Here is a 22,281-nt window from a genome sequence, read left to right as displayed (position 1 = left end):
CATTAATTGTGGCATATTTTTGGATTAACGGCTCCAAACAAGCTCACAATCCAAAGCTTTATACTCTTGTGTAACAAATAGATTGGCTATCGCAGCAACTTTATCATCGTACATGACTATTGGCATTTGCCTGCGCTTCCAACTTGGCACACCATATTCCTGAAATAACTTTTTGAGTTTTCGGCTGCCTTTTCTGCCTGCGGGTTTGGCGCTGAGCCCTTGGGGACAGAAATGTACCATCACTTTTTCTGATGGGAGCGGTTGGCGCAATAATAGCGGGGATCCTGAAGCGGTTTTACCCAGCGAGGTATTTTGACCGCCAATATTCAGTGTTAATTCACCAAGGTCATAGGGAAGGTGCAATGTTTTCCCTACGCTCAGTTCTTCACGCCAATCTGAAAGATCGTGCTCGGAAGGTGCTAGATAAAGGCGATTATCATATCGACGTATCTCTCCTGATGGTAAAGAGAAACTTGGATTGGCATCTTGTTGGCTGCACGCCACATCTTGCCAGATGACTTGTAACTGCTTTCTAGAAGGCATTTTACTCCCAGACGACGCAAGCCACATTCGGATCAGTTGCGCTCTGGCTAATTCACTGTGCTCCTCAAGCATAGAAATGCTTAAGCTACCATCGTTAAACAAAGCATCAGATAGGCTCTGACTAAGTAGCTCTTCTAGGAGATGTTGTTGTTCAGCACACAATTGGGCACTTCGCTGAACAGATTTTTCAAATCCTGGCCAACGCCTAGACAGTTCAGGGACAACTTGATGGCGCAGAAAGTTGCGATCAAACTGAGTATCATCGTTACTTTCGTCATGATTCCAATTCAGCTTATGGTTAAGAGCATATTGTTCAATATCATGTCGAGAAACGTCCAGCAGAGGACGCAAAATTTCTCCCTCTCCAAATGAAGCAATAGTGGGCATGCCGGATAACCCTTTGGGACCACTTCCTCGTTTTAATGCCAGTAAAAATGTTTCTGTTTGATCGCTCATATGCTGACCAGTTAACAGCACATCGTTATTGCCAATATGTTGACCAAGAACGTTATATCTTGCTTCGCGAGCGAGCTCTTCAAGGCTCCTACCCGTTCCAATGTCTAACACGACTTTTTCAGAGAAAAAAGGAACGTCGGCTTGTTCACACCAAGTCTGACAGTTTTTTTGCCAAATATCGGCATTGCGACTCAAGCCATGATGAATATGAACGGCTTTGGTTTTGATAGGGTGAGACTTAGCCATCTGGCTAAGTAAGTGCAGCAATACGCGTGAATCCACCCCACCACTAAAGGCAAGAACAATCGTCGTCTCAGGAGAAATATGTTTCAGTATTTTCTGATTAAATGTATTTTGCAACACGTTTGTTCCAATAAAAAAGCGAGCCTGATGCTCGCTTTATTCTACCTTAATCTGCTTACTAGCAGTAACCTTAGCTTATTAGCAGTAACCATAACTCATCAAACGTTGGAAACGACGCTCAAGCAAGGTTTCTTCATCAAGGTGATCAAGCTCTTCAAGTTGCTTAACAAGCATCGCCTTCATGTTTTCAGCCATTTGCAACTTGTCACGATGCGCACCGCCTAAAGGCTCTTCAATGATCTCATCAATCAATTTCAGCTCTTTAAGTCGAGGAGCAACCAGCCCCATTGCTTCCGCTGCTTGAGGGGCTTTATCTGAGTCGCGCCACAAGATGGATGCACAACCTTCTGGAGAGATAACGGAATACGTCGAATATTGAAGCATATTAACGTAGTCACCAACACCAATTGCCAGTGCACCACCAGAACCACCTTCACCAACTACATTACAAATAATGGGTACTTTAAGACCAGACATCACTTTTAGGTTTTTCGCGATCGCTTCAGATTGCCCACGCTCTTCTGCACCGACACCTGGGTAAGCGCCAGCGGTATCAATGAACGTGATGATTGGCATTTTGAAGCGCTCAGCTGTTTCCATCAGGCGAAGCGCCTTACGATAACCTTCAGGCTTTGGCATACCGAAGTTACGGATCACTTTTTCTTTTGTCTCACGCCCTTTCTGATGACCAATGATCATCACTGGACGCCCCTCTAAACGAGCGATACCCCCAACGATGGCTTTATCGTCTGCGTAAGTGCGGTCACCCGCAAGCTCATCGAATTCTGTAAATACGTTCTCCACATAATCTAATGTGTAAGGGCGCTGAGGGTGACGAGCTAGCTGAGCTACCTGCCACGCACCTAGATCGCTGAAGATTTTCTTTTTCAGTTCTAAACTTTTGTCTTCTAGTTGTTTGATTTCTTTATCTAGATCAACCGATGCATCCCCGCCATGACGAGATACGTCACGTAATGCTTCAATTTTTGCTTCCAGTTCAGCGATAGGCTTTTCAAATTCAAGAAAGTTTAGGCTCATCTATGAATCCTTATTGGTCAACTGCGCACCATTTCGCAGCTGAATTAGTTAAATTCGAGTTCTACCTGGTTTTGACCAAGCAGCTCCTTTAAATCGTCTAGTAATGTATCGGTTGGCGTTACTCGCCACTCCACGCCCAGTGCTAAACGTGCTCGCGCATCGCTGCGCTGATAATATACATTAACTGGCACTGTTCCCGCTCGGTGCGGCTCCAATATTAGGTTGAAGCGTTCAAAGAAATGTTCATCAATTTGTTGCTCTTGTATAGAAACGGACAAACTACGAGCGTATTTTTCACGCGCATTCCCGAGATCCATAACCTCGCGCGCGGACATTTTAAGCCCACCGTTAAAGTCATCAAAGCTGACCTGTCCGGAAACGACCAAAATTTTATCTTTTTCAAGCAGTTCTGCATATCTTTCGAGCGTATCTGAGAACAACATCACTTCCATGCGCCCGGAACGATCATCCAGTGTCATAAGACCGATGCGCGTACCACGTTTGGTTGTCATCACTCTCGCTGCAATCACCAACCCTGAAATGGTCACCGATTGATCGCGACGAGTCGGCTGTGCATCTTTTAGTCGACAACTGGTGTACTTACCGAGTTCCTTCAAATAGGCGTTAATTGGGTGTCCGGTCAAATAAAGCCCTAAGGTTTCACGCTCCCCCTCTAACCATACTTTTTCTGGCCATGGTGGGACTTGAGTGTATTTTGTTTCAACATCTTCCGGTGCATCCGTTAGAACACCAAACATATCCACCTGACCAAACGATTCCGCTTGATGATGCTGACTTGCGGCTTTCACAGCATCATCAAGTGATGCCATCATGGCCGCTCTATGAGGACCGAGTCTATCTAATGCCCCTGCATATATTAGCTTTTCAATAACACGTTTATTGACTTTTTTAAGGTCGATTCGAGCACAAAAATCGAAAAGATCTTTGAAGTACCCCCCTTTTTCACGCGCTTCAATGATATTTTCAATCGGGCCTTCACCCACACCTTTGATGGCACCAATACCATAAACAATGGCACCCGTTTCATCGACATTGAACCGATAGAGACCCGAATTGATATCCGGCGGTAATAGCGTCAGCTTCATCCTTAAACATTCATCGACCAAACCGACCACTTTTTCCGTGTTATCCATATCGGCAGTCATTACTGCGGCCATGAATTCCGCAGGATAGTGTTTTTTCAACCAAAGCGTCTGGTAAGAAACCAATGCATAAGCAGCCGAGTGCGATTTGTTGAAGCCGTAGCCTGCGAATTTCTCTACCAAATCAAAGATCTTCATGGCCAGTTCGCCATCGACGCCATTTTTTATGGCGCCTTCTTCGAAAATAGCACGCTGTTTTGCCATTTCTTCTGGTTTTTTCTTACCCATTGCTCGACGAAGCATGTCGGCACCACCCAGCGTGTAACCCGCTAAAATCTGGGCAATCTGCATGACCTGCTCTTGATACAGAATGATGCCGTAAGTCGGTTCCAGCGTCTCTTTCAACGTTTCGTGCTGCCAGGTTTCATCAGGGTAAGAGATGGCTTCACGCCCATGTTTACGATCGATGAAGTTATCAACCATGCCCGATTGAAGTGGCCCTGGGCGGAACAAAGCAACTAGTGCGATAATGTCTTCAAAGCAGTCTGGCTGGAGTCGCTTGATCAAATCTTTCATACCACGAGATTCAAGCTGGAAAACCGCGGTCGTTTCAGAGTTTTGAAGCAGTTTGAATGAAGGTTGATCATCCAACGGTATCGATTCTATCCGAACTTTCTCTTTGCCTTCACGTTCCAACCTTGGATTGATTAAGCCCAGCGCCCAATCAATGATGGTGAGCGTTCTCAGCCCCAAGAAGTCAAATTTAACCAGACCGGCTGTTTCTACGTCGTTCTTGTCAAACTGAGTGACTGGGAAGTTGCCCTCTGCATCACAGTAGATAGGCGCAAAATCGGTAATGGTCGTCGGTGAAATCACCACACCACCAGCATGCTTACCCGCATTTCGAGTACAACCTTCTAAAATACGGCACATGTCGATGAGTTCTTTGACTTCTTCATCGGCTTCATAAATTTCGGGAAGTTGGGGCTCTGCAACAAACGCTTTCTCTAACGTCATCCCAGGATCGGGCGGAACCAGTTTTGATATACGGTCAACAAACCCATATGGATGACCAAGCACACGCCCCACATCTCGAATCACCGCTTTCGCTGCCATGGTACCAAACGTAATGATCTGTGATACTGCATCACGACCGTACATTTCCGCAACATGATCAATGACTTGGTCTCGCTTATCCATGCAGAAATCAATATCGAAATCGGGCATGGATACACGTTCTGGGTTAAGGAAACGCTCGAATAGCAAATCGTATTCCAATGGATCAAGATCGGTAATATCGAGGGCGTAAGCAACTAACGAGCCTGCACCAGAGCCTCGTCCTGGTCCAACGGGGACATCATTGTCTTTCGACCATTGGATGAACTCCATAACGATAAGGAAATACCCTGGGAAGCCCATTTTGTTAATAACGTCGAGTTCAACCTCCAAGCGTTCGTCGTATTCTGGTCGACGTTTTAAGCGCTCCTCTTCATTGGGGAAGAGAAAGGCCAGTCTCCGCTCTAAGCCTTCTTGCGATTTTTTAACGAGAAAATCTTCGATCGCCATGCCTTCAGTAGGGAAATTGGGCAAAAAGTATTCCCCTAGACGCACGGTAACATTACAACGTTTGGCTATTTCAACACTGTTTTCTAACGCTTCAGGTATGTCTGAAAACAACTCGCACATTTCCGCTTCACTACGAAGGTACTGCTGTGGGCTGTAGTTTTTGGGTCTTCGAGGATCTTCAAGCGTAAAACCATCGTGAATAGCGACGCGAATTTCGTGCGCATCGAACTGCTCTTCAGCAATGAATACCACCTCGTTGGTCGCAACAACAGGCAGATCCGCTTGCTCAGCAAGTTCTAAAGCAAAATGCAGATAGCTTTCTTCGTCAGGTCGACCTGTACGGGTGAGTTCGAGATAGAAACGATCCGGAAAATGAGTTTGATAAAACTCAACACATTCAGATGCAAGAGCCGCGTTGCCTTTCAGTAAAGCTCGACCAATTTCACCAACGCGCCCCCCCGATAATACAATAAGACCTTCACTGTATTTGGCCAGCCATTCTTTGGCGATAACAGGTTGATGCTGAATGTGACCACGTTGGTAGGCATCGGAAATCAACAAAGTTAGATTTTTATACCCAACGTTATCTGTTGCCAATACCGTCATCTTTGTGAGTTCATCACCAAACTCATCCGACTGCATTGTAAAATCTGCCCCGATGATAGGCTTTATGCCATGACTATGTGCCGCATTATAAAACTTCACTAAACCGCAAAGGTTAGTAAAATCTGTCAGCGCCATCGCTGGCATCCCGTATTCAGCCACTTTTTTGACAATGTGTGGCACTTTTGAAAGACCATCGACCATGGAGAAGTCGCTGTGAATACGTAGGTGTATAAATTTCGGGTCAGACATCAAATTGATCCTGAAAGTGTGGTTAGTTCTTATAGGGTCTCTCGACCTAATGACGTTCTATGATACTTGAAACCAAAGACAAGAGAAGCTATTCGATCCCAAGTGCGCGTTTTACAGGCTTAAAGCTCTTTCTGTGCTCCGCTATCACACCGTGTTTTTCGATGGCTTCAAAGTGCGCTTTTGTTGGATACCCTTTGTGATTCGCAAAACCAAATTCTGGATGCAGTTTGTCTAACGCCTCCATTTCAGCATCGCGGACTACCTTCGCAATAATAGAAGCGGCACTGATTTCCGCCACTCTTAAATCCCCTTTTACGACAGCTAAAGCATCCATCGACAGTTCAGGGAGACGATTTCCATCAATAAGAACGAAGTCAGGTTGCAGTTCAAGCCCAACAATAGCACGCTGCATCGCAACCATGGTGGCTTGCAAAATATTAAGCTCATCGATTTCTTCTGGTGAGCATCGACCTACCGCCCAAGCCAAAGCCTTTTCTTTGATTTCAGGGAAAAGCGCTAGGCGTTTTTTTTCAGACAACTTTTTCGAATCCGTCAGCCCTTCAATAGGGTTGTTTGGGTCTAAAATAACGGCAGCGGTCACAACATCTCCAACCAATGGACCTCGACCAACTTCGTCTACGCCCGCAAAAATCCGATAACCTGAAGGGTATTCAAATGGAGGAAAATCTGAAGTGGCTTTCTTAGGCATGATTATTTCCCAATTAAATTAAGAACAGCAGTAGCGGCTTGTTGATCGGCACCTTTTTTAATCCATTGGTGCATCTCGGTAAATTCGTCGATTAACGCCTGGTTGTTTCCAAATAATATTTGTTCAACTTCAGGGTATAAAAAGTCTGGGTGACACTCATCAAGAATGAACTCTTTCACCAGTTCTTTACCCGCCAAAATATTCGGTAGAGAAATAAATTCCGTGATGGCCAGTTTCTTGACTATCCAACCCGTCAATCGATTCACTTTATAACCCACAACCATCGGGCGTTTCAGTAACATGCATTCCAAACTTACCGTACCCGAAGCGAGCAACACCGCATCGGAAGCAGTAATCACATTCCGAGCTGTATCTTTTACGATAACAAAATTGAGATCAGGAGCAGTTGCTTTCCATATCTGCTCAAATTGCTCTTTTCGCTTCGAATTTACAGCAGCGACAACAAACCCCACATTGGGATGCTTTTGGTTAAGGCGTTTACACGTTTCGATAAACGGCTGCGCGATCAACCCTACTTCCCCGCTGCGGCTACCAGGCAGTACCGCTAACCACGTTTTACCCTGTTCGAGATTAAGATACTCCCTAGCCTCTTTTTTGTCAGGCTGAAGGGGGATCGAGTCAGCAAGCGTATGCCCTACAAATTCGCAGGCGACGTTGTATTTGTCGTAAAACGCTTTCTCGAACGGCAGAAAAGCCAAAACCAAATCCGTTGCGGCATCAATTTTAAAAATGCGCTTTGGACGCCAAGCCCATACGGATGGGCTAACATAGTGGACGGTTTTAATGCCCACTTTCTTAAGGCTTAACTCTAACCTCAAGTTAAAGTCGGGGGCATCTATACCAATAAACACATCAGGTGGGGTTTGCGTAAAATACTTCACGAGTTCCGCTTTTACTTTCAAAAGTCGAGGTAGCCGCCCTAAAACCTCTACAAGCCCCATCACTGCTAACTCTTCCATTTCAAACAGAGAATCACAGCCCAACGCCTTCATTTTTGGCCCACCTATCCCAACAAACTCGGCATCAGGATATTTCCTTTTCACCGCTTCAATAAGACCAGCGCCTAATGTATCACCAGATAATTCACCAGCAACGATGCCAATTCTTAGCGGACCAGTATCTGAAGTCATATTTCACCCAAAGCCAAAATTACATAACCTGAACTCGGGAGAAGAGATGAGCGGATCCATAAAAAGACATGCAGATTCTCAATTGAAGCATTCCAATATGCCGAGTTCAGGTTACATACGTAAAAAATACAAAAAGATCGCCGAAAACAGCGATCCTTTCAAAGGTTAACTCAACCAACGCCAATCAGTGCAACCCTATCGGATAATCCCGCGTTGCGATTTTCCTAAGAAATCCAAAAATTGCTGTACCGACTCAAACTCACTCGCTTCTTTTGCAATCTCTGTTTTCGCTTCTTCAAGTGTCAAACCATTACGATACAAGGACTTGTATGCCCTTCGAATGGCATGGATTTCTTTTTTCTCAAACCCTCGGCGTTTAAGACCTTCGATGTTGATACCAAAAGGTTTACAGTGGTTACCTTGCGCCATCACAAAGGGCGGTACGTCTTGCACCACAATGGATCCACCACCAACAAAGCAGTGCGCGCCCAAGGTGCAGAATTGATGGACCGGAGAAAGTGCCGTTAAGATCACGTAGTCTTCAACCGTTACGTGCCCCGCTAATGTCGCATTATTACCAAGAATAACGTTATCACCGACAATGCAATCGTGAGCAATATGGGCGTTGACACAGAATAGGTTATCGCTACCCACCCGAGTTTCTCCCTTATCTTGCACCGTACCACGGTGCATTTGTACGCTTTCACGAATGACGTTGCGATCCCCAACAATCAGGCGAGTATCTTCACCGCTGTATTTCTTGTCCTGACATTCTTCCCCCAGTATTGCATAAGGAAAAATCCGGTTTTCATGACCAATGATTGTTGGCCCTTTGATGACAACGTGAGACATGATTTCGTTGTTGTCGCCAATGTCGATATCACCTGAAATATAGGTGAATGGTCCTACCGTTGTACCAGCGCCAATGCGAACATTGCCTTCAATAACTGCACTAGGATGAATAGAGGCAGAGTCATGAATCATATTAAAACTCTCTACGAGCACATTTCAGCTCAGCAGAACACACCACCTTGCCATCCACCGTTGCTTTACCGTTGAACGCCGCAATTCCACGACGCTCTTTTAAAAATTCAACTTCGATCAACATTTGATCGCCCGGTATCACAGGGGCGCGAAATTTAGCACCATCAACACTCGCAAAGTAATACAGCTCGTTTTCTGCCGGAGCACCAAATGTTTTAAATGCAAGAAGCCCGGTTGCCTGGGCCATTGCCTCAAGAATTAATACACCTGGAAATACCGGTAATTGTGGGAAATGACCGGTGAACTGAGGTTCGTTCACTGACACATTTTTCAAACCTACTAGGTATTTACCTTCTTCGTAGTCAGTAACACGATCAATCATCAGGAAAGGGTAGCGATGTGGAAGAAGTGTTTGAATCTCCGTGATGTCCATCGTTTTCTTTTCAGTAGTCAAAGTCATATTCCTATCAATTTTTAAATTCAATTCATCGTTAGATAAACGAATGAAAGCCCGCAGTGCGCAGGCTTTAAGTTAAACGTTTCGTGTCAGGATTTTAGCTCTTTCTCGACAGATTTCAGTCTTCTGTCTAATTCTGCAATCTTGTGTACACGTGGCACCATTTTACGCCATTCCTTATTGGGTTGCACAGGGACCCCTGACGAGTACACACCTTTTTCTTTGATGTCTCTCATTACCATGGCCATACCTGTGACAAAAACTTGGTCAGCAATAGTGATATGACCGTTGATCACCGAACCGCCACCAATCTGGCAATATTTACCAATGTGCGTGCTGCCTGCGACAACGGTTGCACCAGCTATCGCTGTGCCGTAGCCAATATAGACGTTATGTGCAATTTGGATCTGATTATCCAAAACAACATTGCCTTCTATTACCGTATCGTCCAGTGTACCACGGTCAATGGTGGTACATGCTCCGATCTCTACACGATCGCCGATACGAACACCACCAACTTGAGGTATCTTTATCCATTCGCCTTTGTAGTTAGCGTTGCCAAATCCATCGGATCCAATAACCGTATTCGCTTGAATCAAACAATCGGATCCGATAGTCACACCGTGATACACACTAACATTAGACCAAAGTTTGGTGTTTGAGCCAATCGAGGAGTTTTTACCAACGAAACATCCTGCTCCAATCACTGCGTTGTCTCCTAGAGACACGCCAGATTCAATCACCGCATAGGCTCCAACAGAGACGTTTTCACCTAACGAAGCCGATTCGTCAATAACCGCTGTTTTATGAATATTAGAGGCCGGTGAAGGTGTGGTATCGAGCACTTGGGCAATGCGAGCGTAGGCTACATATGGATCGTCTACAACGATCGAATTACCCGAGTAATACTCCAAATCAATCTCTCGAAGTAAAATGGCATCCGCTTTACATTCACTGAGTGATTTTCGATACTTGGAACTAGAAAGGAAAGAAAGCTGACCTTGACCAGCTTTGTCCACGGCAGCAAACTCGGAAACGACAATGGTGCCGTCTCCGCGTAACTCACCACCTGCAATTTTCGCGATTTCTGCAAGGGTTAATGTTGTCATATATTCTTATTTAAGTTGTTCAATTACTTTTTTTGATAGATTCAATTCAGGTTTTGCATACTGAAGTGCTGTTGCGTCAATCACCACATCAAACCCTTCTTTTTCTGCCACTTTAGCAATGGTATCTTGAATCAGTTTCAGTAGTTTTTGTCTTTCTTCCGCTTCACGCTTTTGACCACTTTGCTCAAGTGATTGCGCTTTAATTTTATACTCTGCCTGCAATTGACTGATTTCAATCTGCAGTTTGCGGAGACCATCTTCACCTAACAGCTCCCCATCACGGCGACCTTGCTCAATTTTCGTTTTTAGCTTTGCTTCAAGTGATTGTAGCTCCGCATTTTGGTCTTTAAATTCTGCCTGAAGCATTTGTAACACGGATTCACGCTGAGGGAGAGCCTGGAAAATCTGTGCGGTATTCACGTAACCTACTTTTTGAGCCGCTTCCGCTGCATGAGCAAAAAAGGAAGTCCCTAGTACGGCTAGGCTAAGTGCAGCTGCTTTTAACGTTGTTTTCAAAATTCTCTCCTAAATATTAGAATGTATGACCGATGGTAAAGGTAAAGACTTCATCTTTATCCCCTTCGTACATTTTGACTGGCTTCGCAAGTGAGAAGACCAATGGTCCCATAGGTGACATCCATTGTAAGGCGACACCTGCAGACATACGATAATTTGTCGGGTCGGAGTAATCATAGTAATAAGAACCACCCGCACTGACACCTGTGTCTGGATCAAGGTAGTCAAATTCTGTATCCCACACACTTGCCACATCAATAAATGCACTGGTGCGTATTTGACTACGTGCTTCATCTGATGCAAATGGAGTTGGGAAGATCAGTTCCATACTCGCAAGTGCAATCGCATTCCCCCCGACAGCGTCGTCGGTCACTGTATACTGAGAATTATTACCACCCGTTTGGTTTTCATTGTACACAGCCTTAGGACCTGCGCTGTTAGAACGGAATCCACGTAACGAGCTAAAGCCGCCAGCGTAGAAGTTTTCATAAAATGGGAACAAGTTATCATTGTCATCATTCTTACCGTAACCATTTCCATAACCTAACCGACCACGCAATAACAGAGTAAACTCATGCTTCTTTGTCAGCGGGAAGTACTGCCTCACATCGTATTGGAGTTTAAAGTACTGAACATCTGACCCTGGTACCGTCATTTTGAAAAATGCGCGTTGGTGGTTACCTGCTGTCGGGAAGAAACCTCTGTTCAGGTTGTTTCGCGTCCAAGACAAAGAAAAATCAAAGTCGTCCACGTTTAGGCTTCGATCATTTTCATCCAAATTGTCTTTTTGCGCTTGTAAAAACTTTTCAATTTGTACGTATTCATCTAGGTTGGAAATTCGGTTGTGCGTGTAACCGGCACCAATCTCAAAAAAGTTCAGTTCGTCAAATGGGAAACCCCAAGTTAAACGTGTTCCGTAACTTTCGTTGGTGTAGTCAACAATCCCCGCCTCCGATGCTTCGAACTGATTGTAGAAAATCTTACCGCCCAAACTTACCCCATCAAGGTTCCAGTATGGATCACGGTATTCAAGACTCACGTTCTTACGAAATTTGTTCGTCGAAGCGTTAATACCCACTCGGTTTCCACTACCAATAAAGTTATCTTGCTGCAAACCAAGCTGGAAACTGATTCCCGATTCTGTACCGTAGCCAACCCCGAAGTTAATGCTCCCTGAGTTTGCCTCTTTCACGTTGTAGACTAAATCAACTTGATCTTCTGTGCCTGGTACTCGGACCGTTTGAACATCGACCGCTTCAAAAAAGCCCAAACGATTCAAACGACTTTTACCCGTATCAATGGCTTTTGAGTTTAACCAACTGCCTTCCATTTGACGCATTTCACGGCGCAGTACTTCATCACGTGTTGCGTTGTTACCTGTAAATCGGATATCGCGAACATAAATTCGTTTGCCAGCCTCCACATTCACAACAAGGGAAACTCGCTTATTTTCATCGTCAAACTCAGGAATGGTTCTGACTTGAGGATAGGCATAGCCTGACTCACCCAAAATACGTTTGACGTTTTCTTCAAGTGATGTCACCGCGCTACCGTCATAAATATCACCAACAGCAAAGGGAACCATTTCATTGAATTCGGTTTCCCTGTCGATGAGATCACCTCGAAACGTCAGAGACTCAACGGCATAAGGCTCACCTTCATCCAGTGTCAGGGTGATATAAACGCCTTTCTTATCGGGTGAAATTGAAACCTGCGTATCAGAGACTTGGAACTTCAAGTAGCCTTGATTGAGATAAAACGTACGAAGCGCCTCTAAGTCCCCAGCCAGTACCTGCTTTTGGTATTTCTCATCCGCTAAGAAATTCCACCAAGGCACGTCCACTCTTAGATTAAAGCGAGAACGCAGATCTTCATCATTAAATACCGAGTTACCGATGAAGTTAATTTGCTGAATTTTCGCTGAAACACCCTCAGTGAACACAAACTTTAAGTCGGAACGATTCCGCGGCAACGGTGTGACAACGGCTTTTACTTCCGCGTTGTATTTACCCACGCTGTAGTAAAAATCTTCTAACCCTTTTTCTATATTGCTTAGCGTGGTTCGATCCAGTGCTTCACCAATACGAATCCCGGAAGCATCAAGGTTTTCTTTGAGTTGCTCCTCTTTAATGGCTTTGTTACCAGAGAACGAGATATTCGCAATGGTTGGCCGCTCTTTGACCTCGATAACCAGTACATTTTTGTCTTTAAGCACTCGGACATTTTCATAATTCCCAGAGCCGTATAAGGATTTGATGATCTTCGCCACATCTTGCTGATCAACCGTATCACCAATACGAATAGGCATTTTGAGGAGTGCAGCCCCCAACGCTACGCGCTGTAGACCTTCAATTTTGATGTCTTCTACGACAAATTTTTCTGCACCATTCACCACTGCGCTCGATAGCAACAGAGAGGTGAGCAATAAATGCTTGATCGCCATATCTATTCTGATTATTCCTTGCAACTTCTTATTCTTTGCCATCTTCTACCAATCAGGTGATATCAAAGGCGAGTAAAATCATTAAACAATGCAACTACCATAAGAGAGAATATGATCGCGCCTCCCAAACGATAACCGACTTCTTGAATCTTTTCTGGCACAGGACGACGGATAATCGCTTCTACCGCAAAAAATAGCAAATGACCACCATCTAAAATAGGTAATGGCATTAAGTTAATAATACCTAGATTGATACTGATTAACGCAAGAAAACCTAGGAAATACACCAAACCATAATCAGCGGTTGTACCTGCGCCTTTAGCAATGGATATCGGACCACTAAGGTTTTCTATTCCAACGTCTCCAACCACCAATTTCTTCAATAAACTGAAGGTCAAAGAAATCACTTGTCCGGTTTTCTCTACAGCTTTACCTACGGATTCAACAACACCATATTGTAGGTCAAAGCGATAATCTGCTGGCCATTCACCTATTTCTGGTGCAATGCCTGCAAACCCTTTGGTTGTTCCATTTTTGGCGTCCCTAGACTCAGGTACCAGCTCTAACTGAACATCAATACCGTTACGATCCACCAACACTTTAATGGGCTGATTTGGGTTTGCCTGAATGGCATCGACCATTTGTTGCCATGCCGATACGACCTGACCATTGATCTCTAAAAGCTGATCGCCCACTTCAAATCCAGCTTTATCTGCAGCTCCACCATCGCCCACATGTGCAATTTTAGTTGTCGTATCTGGACGAAATGGCGTGAAGCCCAATGTTCTCATTGGCGATTCGGTTTCGGGGTTAAAACGCCACTCGCGTAAATCAAGCGTATACGTTTGTTCCAATCCCACACCACCTTCAGGTGCCACCGTCATCGTCATTTGATCATCACCAATATGGGCGATAAGCTGCATGTTAACGGATTCCCAATCTGCGGTTTTGATTCCTCCGACAGACTTTAGTTCCATGCCACTTTTAATTCCAGCTTGCGCAATGATGGAATTGGGGGCTATTTCTCCCATTACAGGCTTAATTGCAGGGACACCGATAATAAAAACAACCCAATAGGCAAACAGGGCAAAAATAAAGTTAAATGCCGGACCCGCCCCTACTATTGCACTCCTTTGCCACAGCGATTTGCTATCAAAGGCTTGTTCTTTTTCTTCTTCCTTGAGCGAATCAACTCGTCCGTCAAGCATTTTGACATAACCGCCAAGTGGGATAATTGATAGGCTGTACTCTGTTCCATCCTGACCAATTTTGCTCCAGATAGACTTACCAAACCCTATCGAAAACTTATGAACCTTTACTCCACAGCGTCGCGCTACCCAGAAGTGCCCATATTCATGTACAGCAACCAACACCCCAAGGGCGACGATAAACGATACTAAATTCCACAAAATACCCGTCATATTGTTCGCTTACCTACATATTCATACGCAAAAGTACGCGCCATTCTATCCAGCTCTAATAAGCTTTCCAAGCAATCTACTTCAAGGTTTTGCTGCAGACCACATAGCTTAGATAAAACCTGGTCGTTGACAGCAGCTATATCCGTAAATTTAATTCTGCTTTTCAAAAACGCATCCACCGCTATTTCATTTGCCGCATTTAAACCAGTTGTGGCATGTTGCCCCGTATAACAAGCTTCTATGGCTAATTTAAGGCAGGGGTAACGCTCAAAATCGGGCTCTAGAAACGTCAGTTCACCCACTTTAGTAAAATCGAGAGGCTGCACACCTGCGCAAATCCGTTCAGGGTAAGACATGGAGTAAGCAATGGGCGTCGCCATATCGGGTTCGCCCATCTGGGCCAATACAGAACCATCACAATACTGCACCATAGAATGAATAACCGACTGAGGATGTATCACCACTTTAAGCTGTTCGCGCGCGGTGTTGAATAACCACCTAGCTTCAATGTATTCGAGACCTTTGTTCATCATGGTAGCCGAATCAACCGAAATTTTTGGTCCCATAGACCAATTTGGATGCGCAATAGCTTCTTTGGGGGTGACGTTAGCGAGCGTCGCGATATCGGAATAACGGAAAGGACCACCAGAACCAGTAAGCAAAATAGATGAAATGCCCGACTCCGCAAGATTGCATTTTCCTAGTCGAACTTGAACCTCTTTAGGGAGGCACTGAAATATTGCATTATGCTCGCTGTCTACGGGCAACAACTGCGCACCGTACTTCTCCACAGCATCAACAAAAAGCTGACCAGACATGACCAGCGCCTCTTTGTTGGCGAGTAATACCTTCTTACCCGCTTGAATCGCTGACATCGTAGGAATTAATCCAGCCGCTCCAACGATTGCCGCCATGACCATATCCACTTCATTCATTGAAGAAACAGCACAGAGACCTTCATTTCCACTTAGCACTGTCACTTTTTCATTAGAAGCGGACAGTTTCTCTCGGAGCATTTTCGCTGCGTTTTCATTCGCCATAACCGCGTACGAGGGACGCCAAAGAGTGCATAGTTCATGCATTTTTGAAACGTTGCTACCCGCTGCCAAAGCGAATACGTTGAACTTCTCGGAGTTTTGGGCGATGACCTTTAAGGTACTTTCGCCAATTGAACCTGTTGCTCCAAGAATGGTTATATTTTGCATTATAGAAAACCGTTATACAGAACATGAAAAGGCAAGTTTCCTTGCCTTTTAACTACGCTAAAGCGTGAAATAGAGTAAGGCAAAAACAGGAAAAGCGGCCGTCAAACTGTCAATCCTATCTAGCACACCACCATGCCCCGGAATAATATTGCCACTATCTTTAATGCCTGAAACCCGCTTAAACATGCTTTCTACGAGGTCACCTAACACTGAAATAACAACTGTAGTAAAAGTGATGAATATCATTGTGGCATGACTTGGGAAGGTGAGTTCAAACCAGTTTGCCGCACCCCACCCAATGATCAATGCGGTAATAATACCGCCAACTAAACCTTCAATGGTTTTATTTGGGCTTACATTCGGAGCCATCTTACGTTTTCCAAACGTTTTACCTGCAAAATAGGCTCCACTATCAGCAGCCCAAACTAAAAAGCAAACAAACAGTACAAGCTTGGCTCCATAGTAAGGATCGGAATCATAGCCAACACTTCGCAAAAGGATAATGGATGTTAAAAATGGAATCAGTGTCAGTAGACCAAATACATGCCTCAGAGCCTTAGAACCTTGCCACATCGCTGATGATTTCGGGAACGTCATTGCCATCCCACTGGAGGTCAACCACCATATTCCTGCGGCGATCAGAATCAGGGTATGACCACCCGGCACCGTCTGCAAAGCAGTTGTTTCAAACGGCAAAAAATAAAATAAACTCGCAAGCACAGAGAGAGAAGGAATCAATGCTTTAAGGCGGTTTGGTGTTTCAATAAATTGAGTCCACTCCCAAAAGCCAATTACTACAATTGCTGCAATCGCTGCAATAAATAGCGGTATAGAGAGCTCAAAAATCCCTAATACAACTAATGGAGCCAGAATCAGCGCGGTTATAATTCTTTGTTTCAAGCTGATGATCCTTTGTTAGCTATTCATAATTTCTTGAATCTGCTCGCCTGTGCAACCAAAACGGCGCTCACGATTAACAAACCAAGCCACAGCATCTGCTAAGCTTTGTTCATTAAAATCTGGCCAGTGCTGATCAATAAAATACATTTCAGCGTATGCCATCTGCCATAAAACAAAATTACTGATCCGGCATTCACCACTGGTGCGGATGAGTAAGTCAACTTCAGGCAGGTCAGACATTGTCAAATGAGAGGTTACCAAATCTTCATTGATTTCAGCTGGGTCTAGAACACCCTCTTTGGCTTCAGTCGCGATTTTTTGAATAGCTTGGGTGATATCCCATTTCCCACCATAATTGGCCGCCACATTAACAACCATACCTTCGTTGTCTTTTGTCAGGCTTTCTGCTTCTGCAATTTTTTTTTGCAATCGTTGATTAAATCGGCTGATATCACCTATCACTCTTAATCTAAGATTATTCTTGTGCAGGCGCTTTACCTCTTTGGACAAAACCGTAATAAACAGCTCCATCAACAAACTAACCTCCTCTGCCGGACGACGCCAGTTTTCACTACTGAAGGCAAATAGAGTGACAGCTTTGATTCCTAATCGAGAAGCGGCTGAAATGGTTTTTCTCACTGAATCTACCCCTGCTTTATGACCAAAAACGCGAGGCTTACCTTGCTTTTTTGCCCATCGGCCATTGCCGTCCATAATGATCGCGATATGTTTAGGGAATGCGTCTGGATAGACTTGAGTGTTCAGCATAGGAAGTTCATTGAATCTAATGGGGTTGAGATAATAGCATAAAAAAAGCGCTGTGCTGTGAGCACAGCGCTTCGAAAAAGAAAAGTGTAAGTGATATTACACTTCCATCAACTCTTTTTCTTTTGCGGCAAGAACATCATCAACATTCTTAACGGCAGCATCAGTTAGCTTTTGAATTTCATCTTGTGCTTTATGATCTTCATCTTCTGAGATTTCTTTCTCTTTCAGAAGGGCTTTAAGTTCACTGTTTGCATCACGACGGATGTTACGAATAGCAACGCGACCACCTTCCGCTTCAGCACGAACGATTTTTACCAAGTCTTTACGGCGTTCTTCCGTTAGTGGTGGAAGAGGAACACGGATTACGGAACCGGCAGACATTGGGTTCAGACCAAGATCCGATTGCATGATCGCTTTTTCTACTTTTTGTGTTAGCTCTTTATCAAAAACGGTAATAGCAAGCGTACGAGAATCCTCAGCAATCACGTTTGCAATCTGGTTGAGAGGTGTTGGCGCACCGTAGTATTCTACGCTGATGTTAGACAGCAAGCTTGGGTGAGCGCGACCTGTACGTACTTTCGATAGGTTGTTCTTTAGCGCTTCAACGCTTTTATCCATGCGCTCTTGTGCATCTTTTTTGATTTCGTTAATCACAATTTCACCTTAATATTTCTTAATAAGAGTGTTTTTGGCTGCCAATGATTAGATTTCGCTGATTAGCGTACCTTCGGCTTCACCCATTACCACGCGACGTAGAGCGCCTGGCTTGTTCATATTGAATACACGGATCGGCATTTTGTGGTCACGTGCCAGTGTAAATGCCGCTAAGTCCATTACTTTCAGTTCTTTTTCAAGAACTTCACTAAACGATAGGTCATCATACAGCTCTGCTTCAGGGTTTGCCACTGGATCCGCAGTAAATACGCCATCAACTTTAGTCGCTTTAAGAACAACATCCGCTTCAATTTCAATACCGCGCAAACAGGCAGCAGAATCGGTAGTAAAAAATGGGTTACCCGTTCCCGCCGAAAATATCACGACGCGACCTTGGCGTAGTTCACGAATAGCATCTGCCCAATTGTAATCGTCGCATACACCTTTCAAAGGAATCGCCGACATTACGCGCGCATTGACGTACGCACGGTGAAGAGCATCACGCAGCGCAAGACCATTCATTACTGTCGCTAGCATTCCCATATGGTCACCAACAACGCGGTTCATACCAGCTTCAGCTAATCCTGCACCACGGAACAAGTTACCACCACCGATGACCACACCCACTTGAACACCCAGTTCAACCAGTTCTTTTACTTCTTGAGCCATACGGTCTAGTACCGCAGGGTCAATACCAAAACCTTCTTCACCTTGAAGAGCTTCACCACTCAGTTTTAACAGAATACGTTGATACGCTGGCTTAGGGTTAGTTGTCATGGAGTCTACCTTCCAAATGAGAGTTGTTGATTAACAGTCATGAATACAAATTGCATTTACGTTGATTCCAACGTGCATTCATGACGATTCTTCACTCACTGAGTTCGTTTATAACTTAGTATTTTGTTCGTAAAAAGACCGCAGCCTTGGCCACGGTCTTTTTTTATACAATACGCTAAGGATTAACCTTTTTGTACCGCAGCTACTTCGTCAGCGAAGCTCATTTCTTCCGCTTTCTCGATACCTTCACCCACTTCTAAACGTACGAAGTTAGTTACTGTAGCGCCTTTCTCTTTAAGAACTTCGCCTACCGATTTCTTAGGTTCCATAACGAAAGCCTGACCAGTCAAAGAGATGTCGCCAGTGAATTTCTTCATGCGACCAACAACCATCTTCTCAGCGATTTCCGCAGGCTTGCCTTCGTTCATTGCGATTTCAACTTGAACGGCTTTCTCTTTCTCAACTACGTCTGCAGGTACGTCTTCTGGGTTAACGTACTCTGGGCGAGAAGCCGCTACGTGCATTGCAACGTGCTTAAGAGTTTCAGCATCGCCTTCACCTGCAACAACAACACCAATTTTCTCACCGTGACGGTAAGAAGCCAGTGCAACGCCTTCAACGTATTGAACACGACGGATGTTGATGTTTTCGCCGATTTTAGCGACTAGAGCAACACGAGTTTCCTCGAATTGAGCTTGTAGTTCTTCTGCAGTAGCTTTAGAAGCAAGAGCTGCCTCAGCAACGTCGTTTGCAAACGATGTGAAGTTAGCATCTTTAGCAACGAAGTCAGTCTGACAGTTCACTTCAAGAAGAACAGCAAAGCCGTCAGTTTCTTTGATAATGATTGCGCCTTCAGCCGCTACGTTACCTGCTTTCTTAGCAGCTTTAGCAGCACCTGATTTACGCATATTTTCGATTGCTAGTTCGATATCGCCGTCAGTTTCAACAAGCGCTTTCTTGCATTCCATCATACCTGCGCCAGTACGGTCGCGCAGTTCTTTTACTAGAGCAGCAGTAACAGCCATTCTCTATTCCTCAGTTGATTCTGGATATGGTAAAAATCAGGGGCTCGATAACGGCCCCCGATTGTAACTATAACTTAGCTTATATTTAACTTTTTTTGCCTATTACAGCTCGTTAATCTATAGGGCTAAGTGTGACTCAGAGCCGTTATTATTCCGCTTCTTCTACGAAACCGTCTTTTTCAGCAACTGCAGCAGCTACGTCTTGGTTACGACCTTCGGTTACAGCAGAAGCTGCAGCGTTTAGGTAAAGTTGAACTGCACGGATTGCGTCATCGTTACCTGGGATAATGAAGTCAACACCGTCTGGGTCAGAGTTAGTATCAACAACTGCGTATACAGGGATACCTAGGTTGTTTGCTTCGCGAACGGCGATGTGCTCGTGATCAGCGTCGATAACGAATAGTGCGTCAGGTAGACCGCCCATGTCTTTGATACCACCAAGCGATTTCTCTAGCTTCTCCATTTCACGAGTACGCATTAGAGCTTCTTTCTTAGTTAGTTTGTCGAAAGTACCGTCTTGAGCTTGTGCTTCAAGTTCTTTCAGACGCTTGATTGACTGACGAACAGTTTTGTAGTTCGTTAGCATGCCACCCAACCAACGGTTGTTTACGTAGTATTGGTTGCTAGCGATAGCCGCTTCTTTTACCGCTTCAGATGCAGCGCGCTTAGTACCTACAAAAAGAACTTTACCTTTCTTCTCGCCAACTTTGCCTAGCTCAGCTAGTGCATCGTTGAACATTGGTACCGTTTTTTCTAGGTTGATGATATGAACTCTGTTACGAGCACCGAAGATGAATGGCTTCATCTTTGGGTTCCAGTAACGAGTTTGGTGACCAAAGTGAACACCAGCTTTAAGCATATCGCGCATTGATACAGTTGCCATTTTAAATTCCTCTATGGGGTTAGGCCTCCACATACCCCATGCGTCCGACTCAACTTCTTCAATAAAAGTAAGTGAGCACCCCGGATCATGTGTCGGTATGTGTGTGATTTAAAGAAAATATAATTGGACCCAAAAACCGCTTCGCCAAATGGAGATAACTGTTCTTAATTCCGGCGCGCTTTATACCATAAAAAACACTATTTTGGCTAGCAGAAATTTGATTGCCTATCCTTTTGAAAGTAACCATGAGGTCTATGCCCACCAACCTTTGAGCCAAAATTAAACGTTGAATGAAGTGCAATGAACATCACTTCCCCTGCTGTAAACCCAGCGCAACGACCTTTGCGTGTCGGACAACCCACTGATAGAATGCAGCGATTGCATTAATAAGTTCGAGAAAGACGATGTCTATTAAAATTAAAACCGCAGAAGAAATCGAGAAAATGCGCGCTGCCTGCAAATTGGCTTCGAGTGTTTTGGAAATGATAGAGCCACACGTCAAACCCGGTATCACAACCGAAGAAATTGACCGTATTTGTCACGATTACATTCTGGAAAACAATGCGTATCCAGCGCCACTGGATTACCACGGTTTCCCAAAATCTATCTGTACTTCAATTAATCACATTGTCTGCCACGGGATCCCTGCATCAAAAGATGAAATCGGCTCTACGGGTAAGAGCAAGCCAGCCATTTTGAAGGACGGTGATGTCATTAACATCGATGTCACAGTTATTATCCCAGAAGATAAAGATGCCGACTTAAGCGTGAGACCTAAAGGATACCACGGCGATACCTCAAGAATGTTCTATGTGGGCGAAGTTTCAGCCGCCGACAAGCGTTTATGTACTGTGACTCAAGAAGCCCTTTATGTTGCTATGCGCAAAGTAAAACCCGGTACAACGGTTGGTGAACTTGGTACGGCGATCGATAAGTTTATAAAAGACAACAACAAGAAAAATCCTCGTATGAAATACTCCATTGTGAAGGATTTCTGCGGGCACGGTATTGGCAGCGAGTTCCATGAAGAGCCTCAGGTGGTTCACTATAAGAACACCGACAACCGCAAACTGAAAGAAGGCATGTGCTTTACCATTGAACCTATGATTAATGCAGGTAAATTTGGATGCAGTGTTGACTCGGAGGATGACTGGACGGTTTACACTGGCGACGGCAAAAACTCCGCACAATGGGAACACACCATTCTAGTAACAAAGGACGGTTGTGAAGTTCTTACCCTACGAAGTGATGAGAGCATTCCTCGACACATGGTGAACAAATAACTCAAATCCCAGCATCGCTGGGATTTTTCTTTTGCAGAATTCGAAAACTTAAGTATCAATTGTTAAAGTTAA

General features: G+C 44.6%; 19 protein-coding genes. 1 reads left to right on the top strand and 18 read right to left on the bottom strand.

All coding sequences use genetic code 11. The features are described from left to right. Positions 1-24: 24 nt before the first annotated feature. The 18 genes from tilS to rpsB all read right to left on the bottom strand — a co-directional run bounded on the left by tilS (position 25) and on the right by rpsB (position 20,926). A complete protein-coding gene (gene tilS / locus HC752_RS03435; protein WP_190333721.1) occupies positions 25-1,362 on the bottom strand; it encodes a tRNA lysidine(34) synthetase TilS in 1,338 nt (445 codons plus the stop codon). Positions 1,363-1,440: 78 nt separating this feature from the next. Then, complete coding sequence (gene accA / locus HC752_RS03430) at positions 1,441-2,400, bottom strand: acetyl-CoA carboxylase carboxyl transferase subunit alpha (RefSeq protein WP_190333720.1); 960 nt, start codon at positions 2,398-2,400, stop codon at positions 1,441-1,443. A gap of 44 nt (positions 2,401-2,444) precedes the next feature. Then, positions 2,445-5,924, bottom strand: a complete 3,480-nt coding sequence (gene dnaE, locus HC752_RS03425; RefSeq protein ID WP_190333719.1) for a DNA polymerase III subunit alpha — start codon at positions 5,922-5,924, stop codon at positions 2,445-2,447. 88 nt (positions 5,925-6,012) lie between these two features. Next, entirely contained in the window at positions 6,013-6,633 is a 621-nt protein-coding gene (rnhB, locus tag HC752_RS03420) for a ribonuclease HII (RefSeq protein ID WP_190333718.1), read from the bottom strand. 2 nt (positions 6,634-6,635) lie between these two features. Continuing rightward, positions 6,636-7,784: a lipid-A-disaccharide synthase gene (gene lpxB / locus HC752_RS03415; protein ID WP_190333717.1), complete on the bottom strand. Its 1,149-nt coding sequence runs from the start codon at positions 7,782-7,784 to the stop codon at positions 6,636-6,638. A 195-nt stretch (positions 7,785-7,979) separates the two neighbouring features. Then, positions 7,980-8,768: an acyl-ACP--UDP-N-acetylglucosamine O-acyltransferase gene (lpxA, locus tag HC752_RS03410; RefSeq protein WP_190333716.1), complete on the bottom strand. Its 789-nt coding sequence runs from the start codon at positions 8,766-8,768 to the stop codon at positions 7,980-7,982. 1 nt (position 8,769) lies between these two features. Next, positions 8,770-9,201 carry a 3-hydroxyacyl-ACP dehydratase FabZ gene (fabZ, locus tag HC752_RS03405; RefSeq protein WP_190333856.1) on the bottom strand — a complete coding sequence of 144 codons (432 nt, stop codon included), beginning with the start codon at positions 9,199-9,201 and terminating at the stop codon, positions 8,770-8,772. Between the two features lie 113 nt (positions 9,202-9,314). Next, a complete protein-coding gene (gene lpxD / locus HC752_RS03400) occupies positions 9,315-10,334 on the bottom strand; it encodes a UDP-3-O-(3-hydroxymyristoyl)glucosamine N-acyltransferase (RefSeq protein ID WP_190333715.1) in 1,020 nt (339 codons plus the stop codon). 6 nt (positions 10,335-10,340) lie between these two features. Beyond that, positions 10,341-10,850 carry an OmpH family outer membrane protein gene (locus tag HC752_RS03395; protein ID WP_190333714.1) on the bottom strand — a complete coding sequence of 170 codons (510 nt, stop codon included), beginning with the start codon at positions 10,848-10,850 and terminating at the stop codon, positions 10,341-10,343. A gap of 16 nt (positions 10,851-10,866) precedes the next feature. Beyond that, positions 10,867-13,293, bottom strand: coding sequence for an outer membrane protein assembly factor BamA (bamA, locus tag HC752_RS03390; protein WP_190333713.1), 2,427 nt, complete (start codon positions 13,291-13,293; stop codon positions 10,867-10,869). Positions 13,294-13,355: 62 nt separating this feature from the next. Continuing rightward, entirely contained in the window at positions 13,356-14,714 is a 1,359-nt protein-coding gene (gene rseP / locus HC752_RS03385) for a sigma E protease regulator RseP (protein WP_190333712.1), read from the bottom strand. Continuing rightward, positions 14,711-15,919 carry a 1-deoxy-D-xylulose-5-phosphate reductoisomerase gene (gene ispC / locus HC752_RS03380; protein WP_190333711.1) on the bottom strand — a complete coding sequence of 403 codons (1,209 nt, stop codon included), beginning with the start codon at positions 15,917-15,919 and terminating at the stop codon, positions 14,711-14,713. The genes rseP and ispC overlap by 4 nt, the downstream gene beginning before the upstream one ends. Positions 15,920-15,976: 57 nt before the next feature. Next, the gene (locus tag HC752_RS03375; protein WP_190333710.1) at positions 15,977-16,819 is read right to left on the bottom strand and encodes a phosphatidate cytidylyltransferase; all 843 of its coding nucleotides are present in this window, start codon (positions 16,817-16,819) and stop codon (positions 15,977-15,979) included. Positions 16,820-16,834: 15 nt separating this feature from the next. Beyond that, positions 16,835-17,587 carry an isoprenyl transferase gene (locus HC752_RS03370; protein ID WP_190333709.1) on the bottom strand — a complete coding sequence of 251 codons (753 nt, stop codon included), beginning with the start codon at positions 17,585-17,587 and terminating at the stop codon, positions 16,835-16,837. A gap of 96 nt (positions 17,588-17,683) precedes the next feature. Beyond that, a complete protein-coding gene (frr, locus tag HC752_RS03365) occupies positions 17,684-18,241 on the bottom strand; it encodes a ribosome recycling factor (protein WP_190333708.1) in 558 nt (185 codons plus the stop codon). Between the two features lie 48 nt (positions 18,242-18,289). Then, positions 18,290-19,018, bottom strand: coding sequence for a UMP kinase (gene pyrH / locus HC752_RS03360; RefSeq protein ID WP_190333707.1), 729 nt, complete (start codon positions 19,016-19,018; stop codon positions 18,290-18,292). A 182-nt stretch (positions 19,019-19,200) separates the two neighbouring features. Further along, positions 19,201-20,043, bottom strand: a complete 843-nt coding sequence (gene tsf / locus HC752_RS03355; protein ID WP_190333706.1) for a translation elongation factor Ts — start codon at positions 20,041-20,043, stop codon at positions 19,201-19,203. A 148-nt stretch (positions 20,044-20,191) separates the two neighbouring features. Continuing rightward, complete coding sequence (gene rpsB / locus HC752_RS03350) at positions 20,192-20,926, bottom strand: 30S ribosomal protein S2 (protein ID WP_190333705.1); 735 nt, start codon at positions 20,924-20,926, stop codon at positions 20,192-20,194. 404 nt (positions 20,927-21,330) lie between these two features. Between rpsB and map the strand changes: the two genes are divergently transcribed. Further along, positions 21,331-22,209, top strand: coding sequence for a type I methionyl aminopeptidase (gene map, locus HC752_RS03345; RefSeq protein WP_190333704.1), 879 nt, complete (start codon positions 21,331-21,333; stop codon positions 22,207-22,209). Positions 22,210-22,281 lie beyond the last annotated feature (72 nt).

Origin of the sequence: Vibrio sp. S9_S30 (genome assembly GCF_014694455.1) — a bacterium.
Taxonomy (GTDB): domain Bacteria; phylum Pseudomonadota; class Gammaproteobacteria; order Enterobacterales; family Vibrionaceae; genus Vibrio.
This window is presented reverse-complemented; position numbering and strand designations above follow the sequence as displayed.